Origin of the sequence: uncultured Gimesia sp., assembly GCF_937919775.1 — a bacterium.
Lineage (GTDB): Bacteria > Planctomycetota > Planctomycetia > Planctomycetales > Planctomycetaceae > Gimesia.
Window position 1 is genome coordinate 1 of sequence record NZ_CALFPF010000631.1, and the last position, 3,958, is coordinate 3,958.

The 3,958-nt window shown below is 50.9% G+C and carries 3 protein-coding genes; all 3 read left to right on the top strand.

The window, feature by feature from the left end:
- Nucleotides 1-101 precede the first annotated feature (101 nt).
- A complete protein-coding gene (locus Q0294_RS18030) occupies nucleotides 102-1,472 on the top strand; it encodes an alkaline phosphatase PhoX (RefSeq protein ID WP_299468226.1) in 1,371 nt (456 codons plus the stop codon).
- 315 nt (nucleotides 1,473-1,787) lie between these two features.
- Nucleotides 1,788-2,648, top strand: coding sequence for a GntR family transcriptional regulator (locus Q0294_RS18035; protein ID WP_299468228.1), 861 nt, complete (start codon nucleotides 1,788-1,790; stop codon nucleotides 2,646-2,648).
- A gap of 143 nt (nucleotides 2,649-2,791) precedes the next feature.
- On the top strand, nucleotides 2,792-3,958 hold a 1,167-nt coding region (locus Q0294_RS18040; RefSeq protein ID WP_299468230.1), incomplete at its 3' end, for an RNA polymerase sigma factor.

Below are 3,958 nucleotides of genomic sequence, written 5' to 3' on the forward strand. Positions count from 1 at the left end.
AAATCGCTGTATTATTCCAGAAATTCAATCCAGGCATTGATTTGGTTCAATGAACGAAAACCGGGAATTCCACAGATGTCTAAGTTAATACAGAGGGAATCGTGCGTACATCATCCTCGCGGCGTCATTTTTTAAAGACAGCAATTACGGCTCCTGCGGCCGGAACCGTGTTTTCCCGTTTTCTCATGTCAGCCGCTGCGAATGGGGTTGAAAAAAGTTATTCCGAACTCAAACCAGTGTTAGATGAGACGACCGGGCTTCCTTTATTGAGGCTTCCGGATGGTTTTCAGTATCAGTCTTTCGGCTGGGTGGGAGATATGATGTCGGATGGAGTGATTACTCCTGAGGGACATGACGGGATGGGGGTCATTGCTCAGAATGGAGATGTGGTCACCCTGTGCCGAAACCATGAGATTCGTGGCTCAAAAAGCTTCGGGCCGGAAGCAATCACGTATGACCAAAAAGCCGGCGGCGGTTGTGCCAATCTGCAGTTTGATTTGAAAACGGGAAAATGGCTGAAAAGCTGGACCAGTCTTTCCGGAACGGTACAGAACTGTGCCGGCGGACCAACCCCCTGGGGAACCTGGTTGTCGTGTGAAGAGACCGTGATCGGCCCGAATGAAAGTTTTAAGGGCATTCATTACCCGCATGAAAAACATCATGGTTGGGTGTTTGAAGTTCCGTCGGAAGGAAACGCTTCGCTGCAACCTCTGGAAGCATTAGGGCGATTCGTGCATGAAGCGCTGGCCATTGATCCGCGCGATGGAATCATCTATGAAACTGAAGACCGTGATACAGCTGGTTTCTACCGCTTTCTCCCCAATGAGCGTGATGTTCTCACGAAAGGGGGAGGGCTGCAAATGCTCAAGGTCAAAGGGCAGAATGATCTGAGAACCGGAGCGATACGCGGCGTGCGTTATGCTGCAGAATGGGTCGATATTGAAGATCCGGTTCGACGTCACACTCCGGGCACTGATGACGGGCTTGGTGTGTATTCTCAAGGTAAGCAAAAAGGGGCCACCACATTTGGCCGCCTTGAAGGCTGCTGGTACGGCGATGGCGTGGTTTATTTCAACTGCACCGATGGCGGCGAATTGCAACTGGGTCAGGTCTGGTCATTCTCTCCCAAAGACCAGACTTTGCAACTCGTGTTTCAATCGCCGGGTCACGATGTTCTGGACAGCCCGGACAATTTGACAGTGAGTCCGAGGGGAGGGCTGATTTTGTGTGAAGACGCCGACCTGAAACCGCTGCGGCTGCATGCACTGAGTCGCAAAGGGCTGCTGAAAACGATCGCCATCAATAATATTCACCTCAAAAAGGGACAATACAACGATCTGGAAGGCGATTTTACGGGCGGCGAATGGGCGGGTGCCTGTTTCTCTCCGGATGGAAAATGGCTCTTCGTCAACATTCAGCATCCCGGCGTGACCTTTGCGATTACAGGCCCCTGGAATGAACTGGGCGTTTAAAGCGGGATCAATCTAATACTACTCCAGTGATGAAAACTGTTTTTTCACAGGCCCCTTGTTTCCTGAGTGGATTGCAAGGGGCTTTTTTGGTGAAATACAGGACGTAAATATAGTGTGTCGAATCGAGAGACTCTTTTATGAGAATCAGGAGCGGGGGCTTTCTTTCATTTCAAACAGGCAGTGGCTTTCAAGCGGCTGTGATGAACTGTAAACTGAGACAGAGGCTGGTATAGAATCATATTTGTTTGCAGGCCTCTTATAAAATTTGATCTCGAATAAAATTTGCCGCTTTGCAGATGATCTCAGAATCGAACAATGTCACTCAAGAACTATATTAAGAATGATTTGGAAGTGCGGATGCGGAGCGGGCAGGAATTGCCTGCTCAACTGACATTGGAATCGTTGGCCGAGCATTATCAGGTCAGCTTTTCTCCCGTGCGACTGGCGCTGGCCGAACTGGTGGAAGAAGGCTTGTTGCACAAAGGAGCAAATCGCAGACTGGTTTTAAATGCGGACCAGGTCAAACCGCTCAAGCGAGGAAAAAAGTCCGTTTTACCAGAACCTCCGGCTGACATGTTTGAGGTGATCACGCATGATTTCGTGAAACTGAGCTTAAAGGGGGAACCGGTTGATATCCGCGAAGAAGTGACGGCCCGGAAATATCAGATCAGCCGTTCTTCGCTACGGATCATATTAAATCGTCTGGCGGGAACAGGAATATTGGATCATATTCCCCGTCGTGGCTGGAGACTCAGGCCGTTTCGCCAGGAAGACATGCAGGCGTTTCTTGAAGTGCGCGAACTACTCGAATTGAAGGCGCTCGATCTATCGAAATCTCATCTGATTGAAGAAGATCTGCGGAGAATTCTGAACGGGAATGTGGTTCCTGAAGCCGATACGGATCGTGTATTGATCGATAATTCCTTGCACGAATATATTATCGAGAAAGCAGGGAACTATTACATCCAGGACTTTTTCCAGCGGCAGGGCAGGTATTACGACATCCTGTTCGACTGGGAAGATCACGACCGGGAGACGGCGATTGAGACGGTGCGTCAGCATCAATCCATTCTGAATGCGCTGATCAAAAAAGACTGGCGTTCTGCCCGCAAAGCACTTTCTTATCACATCCGCGACAATCATCCGATCTTGAGCAAAATTGTCAAGACAAATTGATTTGTCGTGAGTCTTAACCGGTTCTGCAGATCTCTCTGGGTGATGAATTTGCCTCTTTCGTTTTTCTAGTGTATAAAAAGAGAACCTGTATCGATGTGGCAGGGGCGCGGAATCGAGAGGCAAATCAATACGGAAACAACCGGATGAGTGAAAGTTCCCCAGAGCAGGTTCGACAGCAGGTTGACGAAATCTATCGTGATGAGTCACGTCGGGTATTTGCTACGCTCGTACGGTTGCTGGGCGATTTCGATCTGGCTGAGGAAGCAATGCATGAGGCTTTCACGGCCGCAGTAGAGCAATGGCAGCATGAGGGCATTCCCCGGAATCCACGCTCCTGGCTGGTTTCCACCGGTCGTTTCAAGGCAATTGATACGATTCGTCGTCGTACTCGTTTTGATGGATCGCAGAATGAACTGGCAAAGCGACTTGAGGAAATTGCGGATGCGAATGCCGATAAGTCTGACAGTGAGGTCGAAGATGATCGTCTGAGGCTGATTTTTACCTGTTGTCACCCCGCCATTGCTCCCGATATTCAGATTCCGCTGACGCTGCGTGAGGTCTGCGGTTTGACGACCGAGGAAATTGCCAGTGCGTTTCTGACATCGCCCTCCACAATGGCACAGCGGATCGTGCGCGGTAAGTCGAAGATTCGGGAAGCACGTATTCCTTATGCCCTGCCGTCACGAGCCGATCTTCCGGAGCGACTCGATGCCGTTCTGAGTGTGATTTACCTTGTGTTTAATGAAGGTTATTCGACATCTTCGGGTGACTCGCTGACGCGACAGGATCTGTCCGAAGAAGCAATCAGGCTGGGGCGTCTGCTGGTTGAACTGCTCGACGACCCAGAAGCGATCGGACTCCTGGCACTGATGTTGTTGCATGAATCGCGGAGAGAGGCGCGGGCTACTTCGGATGGCGAATTGATATTGCTGGAAGATCAGGACCGGGAGCTTTGGGATCAATACCAAATCAGCGAAGGAGCAGCACTGGTTGCGCGTGCGATTGCCGGGGGGGAAGTGGGCAGTTACACCATTCAGGCGGCGATTGCTGCAGTTCATGCGACGGCTCGCACGTCAGAAAATACAGACTGGTCGCGGATTGTGTCATGGTATGATCTGCTGTTCCAGGCCAATCCGTCACCAATTATCGAGCTGAACCGTGCGGTTGCAATTGCGATGCGCGATGGTGCTGCGGTCGGTCTGGAATTGATCGATACAATATTAGCGCGTGGTGATCTGGCGGAGTATCATCTGGCTCATGCCGCCCGAGCCGACTTTTGCAGGCGTCTGGGCCGCACCGACGAGGCACAG